This is a genomic window from Nocardia sp. 852002-20019_SCH5090214, assembly GCF_001665865.1.
GTDB lineage: Bacteria > Actinomycetota > Actinomycetes > Mycobacteriales > Mycobacteriaceae > Nocardia > Nocardia nova.
The window spans coordinates 1-625 of the sequence record NZ_LZMK01000257.1 but is presented as its reverse complement, the minus strand read 5'-3'; the positions used below and the strand labels follow the sequence as shown (position 1 = coordinate 625).

At 69.0% G+C, this 625-nt stretch carries 1 pseudogene; it reads left to right on the top strand.

Features of this window, described 5'->3' with window-relative positions:
• Nucleotides 1-625: pseudogene (locus A5780_RS43160) on the top strand (DNA cytosine methyltransferase); the annotation flags it as partial.

The window sequence follows — 625 nt, the reverse complement described above, 5'->3', positions numbered from 1 at the left end:
TGTTCTGGGCGAGCCCGGCGTGCCCGGAATGGACGGACGCGAAGGGACAGAAACGCTACTTCGACCAGAGCAACCAGTACCGGTTCGACGAGGAACTCGGCATCGTCGAGGATCCGGCGTCCGGGCGCAGCCGGGCGCTGGTCGAGCAGATTCCCCGGTATCTGCGTGCGATGGCCGCGCGCGGCAAGCCGGTGCTGGCCGGGGTGATGGAAAACGTCGTGCAGTGCTGGAAGTGGGACGACCGGCATCGGTGGCTGCGCGAGATCCAGGACCTCGGTTACGAGACCCGGGTCATCGCCCTGAATTCCGCGCACGTGCTGCCGCGCACCTGCCTGCCGGTGCCGCAGTCCCGCGACCGGCTCTACATCGCGTACTGGCTCAAATCGCTGGGGCGGCGCCCGGATTGGGACAAGTGGCTGCGCCCGAAGGCATGGTGCCCGAGCTGCGAGCAGGTCGTGGACGCGATCCAGTCGTGGAAGAAGCCCGGCACGCAGATGGGCCGCTACGGCGTGCGTCACGGCCAGTACGTCTACCGGTGCCCGTCGAGGGCGTGCCGGTACGCGATCGCCGAGCCGATCACCACACCGGCGTCGGTGGCCATCGACTGGAGCCTGCCGCCCGGGGA